This window comes from Streptomyces sp. NPDC000880 (genome assembly GCF_053599675.1).
The window spans coordinates 1-15,643 of record NZ_JBSFMS010000087.1 but is presented as its reverse complement, the minus strand read 5'-3'; the positions used below and the strand labels follow the sequence as shown (position 1 = coordinate 15,643).

Genomic DNA, 15,643 nt, shown 5'->3' with positions numbered 1-15,643 from the left:
GTCGCTGACCCAGGCCACCGTCGAGCAGACGCTTCGTTTCCAGGTCGGCCCGGACTTCGTCGAGGTCGCGGAAGGGTACGGCCGGGGCGGCACTAGGGGCAGCAGTAGGGGAGAACGAGCGGGCGGCGCGGGCGCCGTCTTTGCCGGATCTAGTACGGCTGGTCGTCACCGGCCGAGCAACTGCACTCGGCGCCCTCGGCGGCCTCGTCCAGGTCGGCGATGATCTGGATCTCGTCGTCCTTGATCGACGCGGCGGTCAGCGGCACCAGCAGGACGCCGGTCGGGCCGTCCGCCGGACGCCGTCCGATGGTGAGCATCACCGGCTCGCGCGGTGGAGCAAGGGTTGTGGTGGGAGGAGTCATGATCCGTAGCCTCCATGCTGGCAGTAGAGTTCTCGTAGGTCCCCCGCCTCCTGGTAGAGCCTGGCCAGCGGCCGACACGTGCGGCACGTGTCGACCTTCGTGCAGCCGGAGCATCCACCGGTGCGGAGCTGTAGGGACTCGGCGATCGCGCCGAGTCTGGGGAGGGCTTCGACGCCCTCGGTGATGAGGTTCACGCTCAGGTCGCGGCCGACCTTGCAGATCGACGCGATGCCGTGCGGGTTGACGTGGAAGAACGTGTGGCCCGCGTTGCAGCCGGTGAAGACGCGACGGGCCTTGATGTGGCTCTCCGCCTGCGTGGCCAGCGGGTTCGCCTCGCCGTCGATCGTGGGCGACATGTTCGTGAAGACCTGGTGCGGGAAGCCGTACGACTCCGCGAGACGCACCATCGCGTCGACCTCGTGCGCGTTGTCGTCCGAGACGATCACATTCAGCCGGACAGGCAGCCTGTCCTCCCGGGCGGCATCCAGTCCCTTCAGGAACCGGCCGAACGCACCGTGGTTCCGCGTGACCTTGTCGTACGTCTCGGTGGTCGCGCCGTAGACGCTCAGGGTCAGCCGGTACGGCCGGTGGCGGGCGAACAGGTGCCGGATCGGCTGCTTCCGCAGCGAGGAGCCGTTCGACGACACCTGGACCATCATCCCGAGCTGGTGGGCGTACTCGTATGCCGCGCCGAACTCGCGGTCGATCAACGCCTCGCCGCCGGTGATCTGCAACCACAGGACCCCGGCGTCCCGCAGCGTCCGGAGCAGCCTCAACTTGCCCGCCCAGTCCAGGCCCTCGAACCGCTTCTCCCCGAGGTAGCAGAATTCGCAGTCGTAGTCACATCCGAGGTTGATCTCCCAGGACGCCTTGCCGTACCCGTACCGGGACCGCTCGCGGACGAGGACGACATCGCCCACCGGCGACTCGGGCAGCTCGGCGCCCCACGCCTTCCTCGCCGCGTCGGCCAGCCAGGCCGGGACGGGCCGTCCTTCCGCACTGGCGGCCCACAGCTCCTCGTAGCGGATCTCCGGGATACGCACGCCGGCGGCCCGGCCGGGCTGGACGAGGAGGTACTGGGCGAGGAACGGGCTGGCCACGAGCCGCGGGACTGTTCCGATCCGCGGTTCCTGGGTGCTGGTGCTCGTTGCGGTCATAGGTCCTCCACGGATAGGTGCGGGGGTCGGTCAGGCCCGGTGGGTGGCGGCGACCCGGTCGGGCGCTCCCCGGTCGGTGGGTCTCTTCGCCAAGCGCACGCACATCAGGGCGTGATCCGTACGGTCGAAGCGGCCACGCCGATCACGAAGCCGCACGAGGCGGACACGAGCACGATCAGCAGTGGTCCGGTGTAACGGGCAACTCGGGCGACCTGGGCGGCGACGCGACCGGTCATGGCTTCCACCAGGCCCTCCACGGGCGGGTGATGATCTCCCGGTACGTGTGGTGCGACGGATTACGGCCACCGTGCGCGAACACCCAGTCCTGCGGGGTCGAGTAGTCGGTGTCCGTGGGCGAGGTCTCGCCGCACACCGCGCACTGCATCGCGTAGCTGGTCGGCTCGGCGTCCGGTTCTCGGTCGGGTTGGAGCGTCCACCGCTGATGGCGGACGACCGCACGCGTGCTCATCGGCCGGCCTCCTCGGTGGATCCCTGCAGACCCGCTGCGGCCAGAGCAGTCGCGAGGTCTTCCCCCTTCGTGAACGCCGGTCCGCCGTACGGTCCGCTCACCCAACGCAGCAAGCCGTCCCAGCCCGGAGGAGCCAGTACGACCCATGAACCGGGGCCGAGAGCCCGTGTCCTCTCCTGCTGCCATCTCCGAGCGGTACCGGGTGGAGTGAGGAAGTAGGTTTGCCCGTTGCCCCGGTCGTGCAGCACGGGTCCCACGGAAGCGTCGGCGGCTTCGAGGAACCGGACCGCTCGTATGCCGATGCCTGCCTCGACGCGGACGGCGTCCCAGTCCTGGCCCGCGGCGAACAGCTCCGGCCGGCGGAGACTGCACGCCCAGACCGGCTGGACCGGCACGGACTGTCTCGGCTGCACGTTCATCGCTCTCTTCTCCGTCCGCCGGCATCTCTGCGGCTTCGGTCACCACGGTGACGGTCTGCCGTTGGGGCACTCACCAAGCGTCGGCGGATCGTGACAACCGCGGTATGACCGGCGGGTGTTACCGAAGCGGGAATACACTCGTTCCCGGCTTCGCAAGAGGCTTGATCGCGCCTAAGATCGCACCGGAAGTTGGCCCTCATGGACGCCACCACCCCCGGCCCGCTCGCCCCGGACATCCTCGACCGCGAGGACGTCCGCCGAGCCCTGGCGGAGCACGACTTCGCCGCCGCGTTCGCCCTGATCAAGAAGTACGGCGGCCTGTCCCAGAACCGCATCGCCTCCGCCTGCCGGCTCACACCGGGCAAGGTCTCTACCATCATCAGCGGCCAGCAGCAGGTCACCAGCGTCGACGTCATCCGCCGGATTTCCGACGGGCTCCGCATTCCTGGGCAGTTACTCGGTCTCGCGGCCCGCTCCTGGGAGACCCGACAGCGCGACGATGGCCCGCGGCAGCAGCCGGCGGGCGAGCGGCCCCGCACCGATGAGGTTCCTTGGCGGCCCGAGGCCACCGTGGACCTGGCCGCCGACCTGACGAGGAGCGATCTCGTGATGGACCGACGCGCGGTCACCCGCGCACTCGCCGGGGCTGCCATCTCCGGCGCGGCCTTGCTCGACCCCCTGGAAAGATGGCTACAGCCTGCGGCACCGGCCTCTCCGCGCCGTCGACGTGGACGACTCGGCGTACGGGACGCGGAAGAACTTGAGTCCACCGCTCGCGCCTTTCGCGCGTGGGACCACCGGTACGGTGGTGGGCTGCGACGCAAGGCCGTCCTGGGGCAGCTCAGCGAGGTCGCTGCCCACCTTGACGAGCACCAGGCACCCCAGGTGGAACAGCGATTGTTCCGAGTGATGGCCCAACTGTCGGGCACGGCTGCCACGATGGCCTGGGACTCCGGACTGCAGCGCCGCGCGCAGAATTACTACCTCCTCGCCCTACGGGCAACCCATGCCGGTGGTGACCGGGTCTTCGGCGCCAACGTCCTGGCGGGCATGGCCCGCCAGATGCTCTACCGCGACAAGCCGCACGACGCCCTCGAACTCGTACGTCTCGCCCAGGACGGGGCCCGGGATGTGGCGGGCCCTCGCGTTCGCGCCATGCTCCACACCCGCGAGGCGTGGGCCCTGTCGGCGATGGGTCGGGCAGCGGCCTTCCAGCGCGCCACGGCCCAGGCCGCGGAATGCCTTGCCGCCGCGAAGCAGGGGGAAGAGCCCTACTGGATCACCTACTTCGACGATGCCGAGCTCGCGGGCGTGACCGGCGGACGACTCCTCGACCTCGCACGACAGTGTCCGCAACAGCACGCAGAAGCCGCGGCCACGGAAATCCGACAGGCCCTCGCCCAGCGCGGTTCGGAGGCCAGCCGCAGCCACGCGCTCGACCGCATCGGCCTGGCCGAGTGCCATTTCCTCCTAGGCGACCTGACCAGCGCCGTCGAGGAGGCCCACCGAGCGGTCGAGGCGGCCGGCTCCACCCGGTCGAGCCGGGTGCGTGACCAACTCGGCGAGCTGTACCCGTACACCGTGGGGCACAGTGCCTCCAGGCCCGTGCGTGAGGTCCGCGATAGGATCCGCGATCTGCTGTCGAACTGACGCCGGAGGAGAGAGACCGTGCCGACCATCGCGGTGACCGGGCACATGGACCTGACCGAGGCCAGTATTCCTCTGGTTCAGGAGGCTCTGAACGAGTTGCTGAAGCAGTACGCCGACGGCGACCTTGTCGGTGTCTCCTGCATTGCCAGGGGCTCCGACTCCCTGTTCGCCGAAGCCGTCCTCGCTGTGGGCGGACGCCTTGTCGTCGTGATCCCGTCCAAGGACTACCGTAGGAACAAGGTCAAACCCGACCACGCGCCCCTCTTCGACCGCCTGGTCGAGGCTGCGGGAGAGGTCCTCGTCATGGACCACGAGACCGCCAACCGGCAGGCATACGAGACCGCCAATGCCGTCCTTTTGGAACGAGCCGACCGCCTCGTCGCCGTCTGGAACGGCGAACTGCCCACGGGCAAGGGAGGCGGCACCGCGGACGTCGTCCTTGAAGCGCAGGCGGCCGGAATTCCCGTGTACGTCGTCTGGCCGTACGGGGCAGCGCGGCAGCTGAGCACCTCGTGATGGAGGTACGTCAGGATGGCGGCAGCGAGGCGGCGGTCGCGGGCTAGTGCCACGCCCAGGACAAGCGCCTACGCGAAATCGTCGCCAAGCAAACGTCGCCTGACCGACTACGGCTCGACTTCACCGCGGTGCAGGTAGGAGCGGATGTCGTCGAGCCCATCGAGGGCTCGACCATCGACATCCGACGGATTCAGCTCGGCGCGAATCGCCAGAGCCTCGGCCAGCGCCACCGCTTCCTCGCTGAGTTGCCCGAATCTGCGAACCGTGTGTCCCAAGCACAGGCCGGCGAGTCCGAGCAACTGGCTCCCAGCTGCTGCCCTTGTTCCCACCTCGATACAGCAGTGCTCGATAAACGCGCGATCGTCGTCATTCAGCGCCATGCCGACCAGCGCCACGGCCGCCTCGGGTTCATGCGTGGCATTACCCAGCCCGCGTTCCACCGCCTCCACAACGAGATAGTGGGGCAGAGCAGGCGGATTCTCGAACGTTCGGTGAGAGTGCGTCACCAAGAGAGGCTACGTTGAGCCCACCCACGACGCCACGCAAGCCAACGCGGCAAAGGTTGCCTGATACGGCACTGGACGGGGCTCTGCTCACGACGCGTCGGCGGCACGGGAGCGTCTGGAGATTTCCGTTTGTGCCCTTCAGCTGGCGCTGCGCATGAAGGGTAAGGGCAGTTGTCAGAGGGGTGTTCTACGATCGTCGGTCATGGTTGTGTACACGAGCCGGAACCGGACGGATTCAGCACCGAAGCGAGCCGCGGAGACGCAGAGTGAGTTCTTCGAGAGGGTCGCCGGTCCGTTCTGGGATCAGGTTCGGGATGTAATTAACGAGTGGTGGTCGCATTTTCCGGACCACGCTCAGCCCAGCGTGCGGAGTCGGCTGATGGATCGGAACTCCGACACAAACGTCTACTCCGCGCTATGGGAGCTGTACCTTCACGAGATGCTGCTCGGCTCCGGTTGCACGGTTGAGGTCGAGCACACGATAGGTACCGGTGGTAAGAATCCCGACTTTCTGGTCGCCCGCGATGGTGAGCAGTTCGTTGTCGAGGCAATCTGGACTGCCCAGCGCCTGGGTGACACGGGAGACCTGCTCCCGCCTCAGCTGATCGACGCCATCGATAACGTGCCGAGCCCCAACTTCTTCGTGTCATACACGATTCACAAAACGGGGTCGGCAACACCGTCGCAGAAGGGGCTGAAGCGCGGGCTGGCGCAGTGGCTTGCCGACTTGGACCCCGATCAAGTCATCGCGGAGTCCGAATGCAAAGTGCCACTGCCCAAACACACCTGGCGGGAGGCCGGCTGGTGCCTCTCCTTCGAGGCGATTCCTCGCAGCCCAGGCAAGCGAGGCGACCCAGGGACCAGGACAATTGGTATCTACCCCGCGATGACCTGGCTCAATGCCGAGTCGGACCGAGTGCTCGCAGCGGTCAAGAAGAAGGGCAGCAAGTACGGAGACCTGGCGATGCCGTTCATCGTGGCGGTTGGCCATGCTGCCGCTTTCCCTGAAGACAGAGACATTGAGACCGCGCTGTACGGGGCTTCGGCCGAGTACGTCCACACCAGCCCGCCGACCTTCGGCCGACTGGCCAACGGCTACTGGACATCGACTTTCGACCACGCCCATGGCCGGGTCAGCGGTGTGCTCACCGTCGACAACCCAGCGCCTTGGAACTGGACAAAGAACACCCCCGTCCTTTGGCAGAGCCCCGACCCCAATTCGCTCCCGACCCCCGTCTTGCCTTCCTGGGCGACCGCACAGCTGGTAGACCTCCAAGTCGAACGCCGGCCACCAGCCTCCCCCATTCACACCGCCCTTGGCCTGCCCGAGCTCTGGCCGGTCGGCGATGCTTTCCCCCGGGGCCGGAGCTACTCAGGGTGACGGTGGCGACAGCATCAACCTCGCGCCCTTTCAGGACAGTCATCGACGTTCTCTTCGACCACACAATCATCACCGTGCGTAGTTCGATCCGGCAGGCATGGACGACCCGCCGCTGGGTCGAACGCGCGAGCCGTCGGCCATGAGCGCACCTCTCCGCGGGCCTCCTGCAGAGACCTCAAGTCCGTTGTCAGTGAGCAGTGTTACTTTCTGTGACATGACCGATCACGCGCTATGGCTGCTGCGGCAAGACCGCCGCCTGGCCGAACTGGCCGCTTTCCCCTTCAACTTCGACCTGGACCGCGCCGGCCATGTTGAGGAGGTCCGCCTCGCCTCGGGCGGGCCGCTGGAGGCGGTAGCCGGGGACGATACCGGCGGTACGTATTTCGTGTGCGCGGACGGCTCGGTGCTCTACGCAGACTCGGAGGGCGCCGCGGGGATCATCGGCTCCAGTGTCGACGAGACCTTGGAGCTCGTGATCGGCCTGCCCGGCTGGCGCGGCTACACACGTCTGTCGCCGGACGACGGCGAGGAGAAGATCCTGGCTCGCGCCGCGGAGACTGAGAACGAGATCCGTGAGTACTACGGAATCGACGAGGAGCGGGCCGAGCTCCGTGCGGCGCTGGGTTTCCCGGAACGCTCCCCGGTCGAGCTGGTGGGCAGGCTGCGTGCCGCGCTGTTGCGCACCGAGCCGGACTTCGTACTGCTCAACGCGGATGAGGGGTGCGCGTACGACCGGATAGGCCCGGCCGGTCCCCCGCTGTGGGAGCCAGTGCTCGCGGCAGGCCGCGCCGATCTCGCCCGGCTGCGGGAGGGCGACCGCACGGCATGGCATGAAGTCGCCGAGGACCCGGTGCGGCGCCGGATCACCCTGCGGGCCGCGCAGTTCGACCGCGCCGAGGGGGATCAGGAGCTACTGAGGCATCTGCTGAGGTACGAGACACGGTCATCGATGACGGACGAACTGAGGCTCGCGGCCGTGCTGGTGGGGCTGCGTGGGGATACCGGAGATCTGCCTCTGCTGCTCGACGTCCGGGAAACGGACTTCGACACGCATTGCGGCCTGGGCGGGATGCCGGAACCGGGTGCAAGCGCGGACGAGTTGCGACAGTGGGCACGGGCGCTCGACGAGTCGATGTTCGGGACGGACCCGTCGGACGAGCCGGTCTCCACATGGACCGACCTGGCGCGGGACCAGGGGATGACGGACCTCGCGCGGGTTACGCTGATCCGCGAACTCGACAACATCTTCATGGACCAGAGCAGACTCCGCCGCCCCGAGGCGCCCCGCACTCTGGCCACGGCTCCGCTGAGCGGGCTCGCCCGGGACTTCGAGGAACTCGGCGACCTTCCCCAGGCGCTACGCGCCCAGCGCCTGTACGCCTCCCTTGAGGAGACGGCATGGGACCGGGCCTCGGCCCGGCACACCCTGGCCCGCCTGGAGCGGGAGGCGGGCCAGCTGTCGCGAGCGGTGGACAGCCTGGCCGCCGTGCGCGACGTGCTGGCCACCCCGGGCGACGCGTCACTGCGCCACTGGCAGCAGGTCAACCTCGGCCGCTACATCGCCGAGGAGCACTACCGGCTCACCCTCGCCCTGGCCGACGCGGGCCGCCCCGAGGAGGCCCGTGTCCTCCTCGCGGCCGCCGACGCCATGCTCGGCGAGATCTCGGAGAACGCCGCGAGAGGCGTCCGCGAGCTCGCCGAGCCGATCGCTGCGAGAGTGCGGGAGGTCAACTGAGGACGGGCACGGCGGGCGGGCGGTCCGCTAGGAAGCAGCGTTCGCGGCGGGCCAGGTAGTCGCTCGCGAGACACCAGGTCAACGAGCACGGCGACGCGTCTCCAGCTCTGGTACGGCTGTCGTTCCGGTTGCAGGGCGTCCGGCGGTGGGCTTGGCGGGCGCGTGTCGGACGGTGCTGATGGTCTGGGCTGCGCGGACGCGTCCGTTGACCTGATCGGCGGTGGCGTTGCGGAGGCGCCAGAGCAAGACCTCGGCGGGGTGGTCGGCGGTGTCGAGTTCTCGTTGCTCGGCCAGGTCGGTGAGGGCTCGGCGGGGCGGGGTGCCTGCGGATTCGGCCTGGGCGAGGGCTGTGGCGAGGGCGGGCCAGGCAGGGTCGGCGAGGATCCGCTGGGCATGTTCGGGGACGGCTTCTTGGACAGTGGTGGCGAGGCGGCGGGCCTCGTCGGGGCCGGGGGTGCGTTCGGCGAGTCGGGCGAGTGTCGGTTGTGCGGCGTGCCGGTAGGCGGTCTGCAGGTGGACGAGCGTCTGCTGGGCTGCTGCCGCCTGTTGCTGGTGTCCGCGCTGTGCGTGCCAGTGGTCCAGCGCGCGCAGTAGGTGGATGGCCGTGAAGAGCAGTGCGGTGACGAAGTCGGCGTCTTTCCCGCCGAGGCCGCGGATCAGTTCCTTTCCGGCTTGCCGTAGCGCGTAGGCGCTTTGGTGGTCGGCGCGGATCGCGGAGCGGTTTTGCGCGGTCGAATGCGACGGCCGCCGCGTGGAGTTCGACTCGGAGGGTCTTCGGGGCTGCGGCTGCGGTGTTGTGGAGTAGTTCGGCCAACGCCACTGCCTGGGCTTGCACCCGAGCGTCCCCTTCCTTTCCTGTCGGTTCGTCGTGGAGGAAGGCGTAGGTGGTGCGCAGTTCGGTCTCGGCCCGTCGCCAGGCGTCTCCGCTGCTGCTGCTGCCGCGATCCATCGCTCGGGCCTGGGACGTGGACTCGTCGTTGGTGAGGATGAGGCGTTCGCGGAGCCTGCTGAGGGAGAGGTCGGGGGCGAGGGCGGATCCGCTGTAGAAAACGGGTTCGCCTTTGGCGTCGGTGTCGCCGGGTGCGGCGAGGCTGTAGCCGGTCTTCTCGCCGGTCTCGGGGCCGATCCGCTGCCGTACGGTGACGCCGAGCGCGGTCAGGACGGCGAAGTACTCGTCCTCGTCGGTGGCGGCTGCCGCCGCCGCGTAGGCGTGCTCGCGCAGCCACTGCCGTGTGGTCTGGTTGCGGCCTTGGCGTTCGGCCTTGGCCACCTCTGCCCCGGTCGGGGTTTTTGGTGCTGTACCGTCGCCGGATTTGAGGCGGCGTAGTCCGAGTTCGGCTTCGATGCGGCGGCATTCGGTCTGGGCTCGCTGCCCGTCGCGTTTGTTGCGCGGGCGGCGGCCGTCCTCGCGGACGCTGGTAGCCATGATGTGGATGTGGTCGTCCGCGTGGCGTACGGCGATCCAGCGGCAGGCGGCGTCGTCGCCGTGTTCGGCGATGCCGGTGGCGTGGACGATGCGGCGGGCGACCTCCGCCCACTCGGCGTCGGTGAGGTAGCGGTCGCCGGGTGCGGTGCGGACAGGGCAGTGCCACACGTGCTGCGGGACTTTTCGGCCGGTGCGCTGCTCGCGCAGCCGGACCGGCTGCTCGAGGTACTCGGCCAGCTCCGTCAGGGCGGCCTGGTGCTGGTCAAGAGGGGTCCGGCCGGGGTCGGTGAGGCCCGGCAGGGCGAAGGCGGCGACGATGTGCGGGTCCGTGTGCTCGTTGCGGCGTCCGGGGCCATAGAGGTAGGAGAGGAGGCCGCGGGTGCGGTCTCCGGTGGAGACGTCAGGCACCACGGCGACCACCTCCCGCCAGGACCTGCTCCAGCGCCTGCCGGGCGAGCGTCGCGAGGTCGTCCAGTTCGTCGAGGACCTGTTCCGCGCGGTCGGGTAGTTGGCCGGTGTGGATGGCGCGGGTGATCTGGTTGAGGTTGGCGCCGAGGCGGTGGACCTCTCGTATCAGCCTGCCGAAGAGGACCATCAGGTCTTGGGTGGCCTGCGGGGACGGCAGCGCGGGTATTGAGGCTGGGCGCTGGTCGGGTAGGTAGGCGTGGGCGATGGTGAGGGCGGCGTCCATGAGGTAGGCGGAGCGGGAGCGTTTGGCCTCGCGGGCGGCGCGGTCGATGAAGTCGCGTTCCGCCGGTTCGGCCGAGCACGTCAGCTGCACGTCGCGCTTGATCCCGGAGCGCGGCCGGTACAGCACGTCACTCAACCGGCGCCGGCGTTCGGAGCCGGGGGTGGTGTCGTCGTCGGTAGGCGTGGGGAGGTCGTTGGCGGCGACGCCGTGGTGCACGAACGCGTCGGGGGTGACGGTCGGCGCGAGGCGCTCGACATCGACGGCGTCGGGCTCGCTCGGTTCGACAGGCGGCTCCTGGACCTGTTCTTGGTCCTGGTGGAGGCCGCGCTCGGCCTCCACTCCCGCCCGGTCCGCGCCCCGCTGGGCACGGCCGGAGCCCGCCCCCGCTGGGGCGGGCACGAGCGCGAAGGCCGCATCGCCCCCGGCGATGTGGACTTCGCCCCAGCTCGCTCCGCCGTTGTCGTGCCCGCTCTCAACGGTCTTGCCGTGCAGGGAGGTTATCTGGGCGGTGGCGGCCTGCTCGCTGTTCTGTTGCTGTGGGTCGAGGGGGCTTGTGGCGTGGTCGTGCTTGGGGCGGAAGGGGTTGCGCACGAGGGTAGCTCCGTTCGCGGTCGGTGTTGGTGGTGATGGTCGTCGGGATCGGCGGTTTGGCGTGACCGTGGTTCTGGGATAGGTGGCCGGTGGTGGCGCGGCTGCCGCTATGTCGGCAGCCGCGCCAACCTGCTGGAGCGAAGGAACCGTGGCTGTCCGGATGAGTTCAGGCCCGGTCGGCGGGGGAGCGCTGGTCGGGGTGTTCGTCGGCCTTGGCAGGGCGGCGGACGAGTGTGATGGCCTTGTCCAGGCGGCTGGTTGCGGCGCCGAGTCCGGATTCGGTCACGGCGTTGCGGGCGGAGTCGCGGGTGATCGCGTCGGGGTGCGGGTGCGCGGCGGCGATCACTTCGGCCAGTTCCTCCAGCGTCGCCATGGGCGGGCGTCCGCCCTGACCCCGGCCACGCCGTACGGAACCATCCTCCGGTCCCTGAGCTGCGCCGGCAGGCTCGCCCACGGGCTTGTTCTGCACGGATTCGGTGGGCGTCAGGATTCGCCTACCGTTGTCCGGATCGGTGCTTCCGGACTCCTGGTTGTCCGGAGCCGCTGCGGGTGCGGTCGGTATGGACTCGGCCTCACGGGGCTGTGGGAGATCGTTCCGGTCAAGCTGCCCGGTCTCTTGGTACGGAACGCCCACCGGGGTTCCGTACGAGTGCTGCCGGTACGGAACCGGTGCGGCCGTTCGGTGCGCCGGGGTTCGTGCGGGGCGGGAGCTTGCGGACCGGGTGATCAGGATGTGGAGGTGGGTGGCTCCGGCCAGGGCAAGCGGGGCGATGGCGGAAAGGGCGCCGACGGTGAGGTCGTCGAGATGGAGTCCTGTGTCGGGGGCTTGCTGGTTGAGGCGGATGGCGTGCAGGGCGTTGGCCCAGATGCTGGTGGCGGTGGCGATGCCGACCAGCGCCCACACGTAGAGGCGGGAGGGCAGCGGGGCGGTACGCAGGATGAGCAGGGCGCCGACGCCGATGGCTATGAAGCCGTCGATGACGAGGGGGAAGGTGTAGGTCAGGAGCCCGCGGACGTGGATGGCGACGGCCATCTGGCGCAGCGCGTCGTAGGAGAGCGCGAAGCCGATGGTGCCGAGCAGGGCGATGCCGGCGCGGATTGCGGCGCTTCCAGGGGTGGGAACCGGCGCGGTGGGTGTGGCTGGGGGCATGCGGGAGTACTCCGGGAAGGGTGTGTGCGGCGGCCACCGGCCTGGGCGGGGCGGCGGTTGGCCGCCGAGGAGGTGGTGACTCGTACCACTCGTCGCGTGCCTGTTCAGGGCAGGTACGGGTGAAGTGGTGATGTCGAGTCGACTCGTTGCGGGTGCCGCACTCGTCCCCGTGCCGACCTGCGCGGGGACGAGTGTGACGAGTGGCGACGGGTTACGGGCCGACCGTGAGGGCGGCGGGTGCCGGGCTCGGTGTGGGGCAGTAGCGGGCCCAGGCATCAAGGAATTGGTTGCGGGCGAAGCCCTTGGCCTGTGTGCCGCCGGGGAAGCGGTGGTTGGCCGAGCTGATGCCGTAGTCCTTCAGCAGCAGTTGCAGGCCGCGCGGGGTGAGGCCCTGCGCGCTGTACTCGCCCCAGGGCGCCTCGGAATCTGCGTTGAGCTGCTGGATGAGGCGGCCTGTGCGCAGGGTGGCCGGATCGCCTTCGGCGGTGAAGACGCGGCGGATGTCGACGAGGATGCGGGTGCGTAGCCCGGCGTCCTCGTCCTGCCCTGCCTCGTGGGCGGTCATGGCCGAGCAGGTCGTGCGGGCCAGGTCCGGCCACCTGCCTCCGGCCAGGTCGGCGACTATGACCAGCGGCTCCCAGGTGTCCGCCGCGCGGTCCTCGACCGGCATGACGGGCTCCATGTTCATCGCTGTGGCGTTCTGCGGGCGTAGCCACGCGGTGAGGCGGTCGCGCAGCGCGTGCAGGGCGGGGGTGTCCCGGCCGGTACGGAACGCCGCGACGCTCTCGTGCGACGCCCTGCGGCGCATGCGGACGACCACGGACCGGTCCATGATCGTGTCGGGCAGGTCGCCGATCCCGGCGAGGGCGGCCATCGCGAAGGTGGGGAAGGCGACCGGCGTGTGTTCCGGGCCGGTGACCCGCAGTGTGGGGCGGTTGCGCTGGTGCCCGGCGTTGAGCAGCCCGCGCAGGTCTTCATTGCGTTCGGCCGCCTTGAGAGTGCCGAACAGCGTGTCGGCCTCGTCCACGAGGAGGGTCGGCGGGTTCTTCGCCGTGATCGACCTGAAGATCGCCGCCGGGCTGGCGTTGACCGTGATCAGCGGGGCGTGCACGGTCTCGGTCACCACGTCCAGGAGCCGCGACTTGCCGCACCGCTTCGCCGGACCGACCACGGCCAGGCGCGGCGCGTGCTGCCACGCGGTCTGCAGATGCGTCGCCGCCACCCAGAGCGTGACCGCCGTGAGCGCCTCCTCGCTCGGCATCACGACGAACCGCTTGATCTCCTTCCGGAGGTCGGCCAGCACGTGTTCGCCTTCGGAGGGAGATGCTTCGTCCGCTTCGCCGCGACGTTCTCCGTCTTCGTCTGCGGCCGAGGTGTCCGCTGATGCTGATGCCGTGTCGTCACTCGGGTGGACGGCCTTCTGGCCAGGGACGGCGACCGGCGGCCACGGCATGTGTCCGTCGGCAGGTGGGGAGGGGTGGATGGGGTGGTCGGCGGCAGGTACGGCGTCGGCGGCCCGAGGGGATGGCGTGTTCGGCTGCGGATCAGTCATACTGGGGATCAGCTCCTCTGCTTGCGGGCCATATGGGACGGCAATCCCGGCCACGCGGGTTGATCGCTAGGGATGGCGGTTGAGAGGTTTGCGCTTGAGTCCCCCGGCATCGCCGGGGGGCTTTTTCGTGTCCTGCGGGCGTGGCTCCTTGGCGCTGTGGTGGTGGGACTACCACTATGCCACATCAAATGCGGTTCGCAGAAGAGGTCTGCGAACCGCAGAATGCATGTTACTGTTTACCTGTCCTTGCAAACGGCAGTGGCTGGCTACGAACGGAAGGAGGTGGTTGCGGTGGACGAAGACTCCCAGGAGGGCGTGTTGATCAGCGGTGAGGAGAACGTCGCAGTGCGGATCAAGCTGGAACGTGAAGCGCGCGGCTGGAGCACCAACTCGTTGTCCGACCGCCTGAACGAGGCCGGTTTCGACATGAACCCGTCCGCGGTGTGGCGCATCGAGAACCGCAAGCGCCGCATCAACGTGGACGAGGCGATCGGATTCGCCGAGGTGTTCGGCATCGACTTGCGCAACCTGGTCGGCCCGCCGCAGCTTGCTGCCAAGGCCCGCGCCATGAAGCTCATCGACTCCGTCGTCGACGCCTACCGCGAGACGCAGCGTGCCAACGCGGCCTTCTCGAAGGCGAGAGACGCCCTCGATGCCTACCTCGCCGAGCACCCCGACATCCGGGAGGAGGCCGACGTGATGGTGTCCAACGCCATCGCCCAGGTCGCCAGCAGCCACATGCTGGAGACGTACGGGCCAGCGCCGGGGGAGCACCCGGCCGACGACGGCCCCAGCAGCGACGCATAGCCCAACTTCCGTCCCTGGGCTGCAAACCACAGGGCGGACGCTCGTACACAACCGCCATCCCGAACGATCGACCCCGCAGGCCGGCATTGCCGTGCCACACGCCTGCACAGAGAGGACCCCGCCTTGCCCCGGCCGGCGATACCCCATGCCTCCACGCAGACCCCTCGCTCCGCGAAGGAGGTGACACACACAGTCGACCGCCTCCTCACCGTGGAAGAGGCCGCCGAACGCCTCGGCACCGGCGTCCGCTTCGTCCGGCGCCTCATCACGGAACGCCGCATCCGCTACGTCAAGCTCGGCAAGCCCGTCCGCATCCCGGAGAGCGTTCTGGCCGCGTACGTGGAAGAACGCACCGTTGAACCTGTACGTAGCAGCCGCTCCCGGTACAGGAGGGCGGCCTGATGGCACGCGCGCAGAAGAGGGCGCCTCGCCGCACCTTCGGTGCAGTCCGCAAGTTGCCCTCCGGGCGGTACCAGGCGCGCTATCCCGGCTCGCACGGCGCGCTGCGCGCGGCCCCGGAGACGTACGAGACGAAGCGCGACGCCGAGGTCTTCCTCGCGCAGGTCCAGGCCGACCAGACCCGGGGTGATTGGATCGACCCGACCGCCGGCGAGGTGATGTTCGGCGAGTACGCCACGCGGTGGATCGACGAGCGGGGCGTCGCGCCCACCACGGACGAGCTGTACCGCAGGCTGCTGCGGCTGCACCTGGAGCCGACGTTCGGACAGCTGTACGTGAACGTGATCAGCCCGTCCAAGGTCAGGACCTGGCGCGCTGAGCGGCTGAAGGCCACGGGGGCGACGACGGTCGCCAAGTCGTACCGGCTGCTCAAGGCCGTCATGGAGACGGCGGTCGAGGACGACATGATCCGCAAAAACCCGTGCCGGATCCGTGGTGCCGGCCGCGAGGAGGCCGACGAGCGTCCTGTCGCCACGGTCGCTCAGGTCTTCGCCCTGGCCGACGTGATCGGGCTGCGCTGGCGCCTGATGGTGCTGCTCGGCGCCTTCGCGTCGATGCGCCCGGAGGAACTGGCCGAGCTGCGACGGGGCGACGTCGACCTGGACGCCGGATCGGTGTGGGTACGCCGTGCCGCGCCCGAGCTGAACACCGGCCGCCGCGTTGTCGGTGCCCCTAAGCCTCGATCCACCGGCGTGGTTTGAGAGTGATCTTCAGACCGGTTTCTTATCCGGTTTGGGTCGGTGTCCGGGGATGGGCGGGTGGTATCCGCTGG

At 69.1% G+C, this 15,643-nt stretch carries 15 protein-coding genes and 2 pseudogenes; 7 read left to right on the top strand and 10 right to left on the bottom strand.

The genetic code is table 11. The features are described from left to right. Nucleotides 1-149 precede the first annotated feature (149 nt). From ACWDO5_RS24610 to ACWDO5_RS24590, 5 genes are all read right to left on the bottom strand, one after another. Nucleotides 150-362: a hypothetical protein gene (locus ACWDO5_RS24610; protein ID WP_450532510.1), complete on the bottom strand. Its 213-nt coding sequence runs from the start codon at nucleotides 360-362 to the stop codon at nucleotides 150-152. Beyond that, complete coding sequence (locus ACWDO5_RS24605) at nucleotides 359-1,519, bottom strand: radical SAM protein (RefSeq protein WP_450532509.1); 1,161 nt, start codon at nucleotides 1,517-1,519, stop codon at nucleotides 359-361. The genes ACWDO5_RS24610 and ACWDO5_RS24605 overlap by 4 nt, the downstream gene beginning before the upstream one ends. 104 nt (nucleotides 1,520-1,623) lie before the next feature. Continuing rightward, nucleotides 1,624-1,755, bottom strand: a complete 132-nt coding sequence (locus ACWDO5_RS24600) for a hypothetical protein (protein WP_450532508.1) — start codon at nucleotides 1,753-1,755, stop codon at nucleotides 1,624-1,626. Next, entirely contained in the window at nucleotides 1,752-1,988 is a 237-nt protein-coding gene (locus ACWDO5_RS24595; protein WP_450532507.1) for a DUF7848 domain-containing protein, read from the bottom strand. The genes ACWDO5_RS24600 and ACWDO5_RS24595 overlap by 4 nt, the downstream gene beginning before the upstream one ends. Further along, entirely contained in the window at nucleotides 1,985-2,407 is a 423-nt protein-coding gene (locus ACWDO5_RS24590) for a hypothetical protein (RefSeq protein ID WP_450532506.1), read from the bottom strand. The genes ACWDO5_RS24595 and ACWDO5_RS24590 overlap by 4 nt, the downstream gene beginning before the upstream one ends. 198 nt (nucleotides 2,408-2,605) lie before the next feature. Here ACWDO5_RS24590 and ACWDO5_RS24585 point away from each other — a divergent pair, with 198 nt between their 5' ends. Both ACWDO5_RS24585 and ACWDO5_RS24580 read left to right on the top strand, forming a co-directional pair. After that, nucleotides 2,606-4,057, top strand: coding sequence for a helix-turn-helix domain-containing protein (locus ACWDO5_RS24585; RefSeq protein WP_450532505.1), 1,452 nt, complete (start codon nucleotides 2,606-2,608; stop codon nucleotides 4,055-4,057). Nucleotides 4,058-4,075: 18 nt separating this feature from the next. Beyond that, on the top strand, nucleotides 4,076-4,573 hold the full coding sequence (locus tag ACWDO5_RS24580; protein WP_450532504.1) for a hypothetical protein: 498 nt from the start codon (nucleotides 4,076-4,078) through the stop codon (nucleotides 4,571-4,573). Nucleotides 4,574-4,680: 107 nt separating this feature from the next. On the opposite strand, the gene ACWDO5_RS24575 is transcribed toward ACWDO5_RS24580, so the two are convergent. Beyond that, nucleotides 4,681-5,079 carry a hypothetical protein gene (locus ACWDO5_RS24575; protein WP_450532503.1) on the bottom strand — a complete coding sequence of 133 codons (399 nt, stop codon included), beginning with the start codon at nucleotides 5,077-5,079 and terminating at the stop codon, nucleotides 4,681-4,683. Nucleotides 5,080-5,518: 439 nt separating this feature from the next. Here ACWDO5_RS24575 and ACWDO5_RS24570 point away from each other — a divergent pair, with 439 nt between their 5' ends. Together ACWDO5_RS24570 and ACWDO5_RS24565 are read left to right on the top strand one after the other, a co-directional pair. Beyond that, the gene (locus ACWDO5_RS24570) at nucleotides 5,519-6,460 is read left to right on the top strand and encodes a hypothetical protein (RefSeq protein ID WP_450532502.1); all 942 of its coding nucleotides are present in this window, start codon (nucleotides 5,519-5,521) and stop codon (nucleotides 6,458-6,460) included. A 214-nt stretch (nucleotides 6,461-6,674) separates the two neighbouring features. Further along, complete coding sequence (locus ACWDO5_RS24565; protein ID WP_450532501.1) at nucleotides 6,675-8,195, top strand: hypothetical protein; 1,521 nt, start codon at nucleotides 6,675-6,677, stop codon at nucleotides 8,193-8,195. A 78-nt stretch (nucleotides 8,196-8,273) separates the two neighbouring features. On the opposite strand, the pseudogene ACWDO5_RS24560 reads toward ACWDO5_RS24565, so the two are convergent. From ACWDO5_RS24560 to ACWDO5_RS24545, 4 genes and pseudogenes are all read right to left on the bottom strand, one after another. Next, a pseudogene (locus ACWDO5_RS24560) lies at nucleotides 8,274-10,032 on the bottom strand (relaxase/mobilization nuclease domain-containing protein). Beyond that, a complete protein-coding gene (locus ACWDO5_RS24555; protein ID WP_450532500.1) occupies nucleotides 10,022-10,903 on the bottom strand; it encodes a plasmid mobilization protein in 882 nt (293 codons plus the stop codon). Before ACWDO5_RS24555 ends, ACWDO5_RS24560 begins: the two are co-directional and overlap by 11 nt. 166 nt (nucleotides 10,904-11,069) lie before the next feature. Continuing rightward, nucleotides 11,070-12,053, bottom strand: a complete 984-nt coding sequence (locus ACWDO5_RS24550; protein ID WP_450532499.1) for a DUF2637 domain-containing protein — start codon at nucleotides 12,051-12,053, stop codon at nucleotides 11,070-11,072. 211 nt (nucleotides 12,054-12,264) lie between these two features. Continuing rightward, nucleotides 12,265-13,605, bottom strand: coding sequence for a DUF3631 domain-containing protein (locus tag ACWDO5_RS24545; RefSeq protein WP_450532498.1), 1,341 nt, complete (start codon nucleotides 13,603-13,605; stop codon nucleotides 12,265-12,267). 291 nt (nucleotides 13,606-13,896) lie between these two features. Here ACWDO5_RS24545 and ACWDO5_RS24540 point away from each other — a divergent pair, with 291 nt between their 5' ends. From ACWDO5_RS24540 to ACWDO5_RS24530, 3 genes and pseudogenes are all read left to right on the top strand, one after another. Beyond that, nucleotides 13,897-14,412 (top strand): helix-turn-helix domain-containing protein, encoded by a 516-nt coding sequence (locus ACWDO5_RS24540; protein ID WP_450532497.1) that lies wholly within the window; start codon nucleotides 13,897-13,899, stop codon nucleotides 14,410-14,412. A gap of 180 nt (nucleotides 14,413-14,592) precedes the next feature. Next, complete coding sequence (locus tag ACWDO5_RS24535; RefSeq protein ID WP_450532496.1) at nucleotides 14,593-14,814, top strand: helix-turn-helix domain-containing protein; 222 nt, start codon at nucleotides 14,593-14,595, stop codon at nucleotides 14,812-14,814. Beyond that, nucleotides 14,814-15,557, top strand: a pseudogene (locus ACWDO5_RS24530) (site-specific integrase); the annotation flags it as partial. The gene ACWDO5_RS24535 and the pseudogene ACWDO5_RS24530, both read left to right, overlap by 1 nt. Nucleotides 15,558-15,643: the final 86 nt, after the last annotated feature.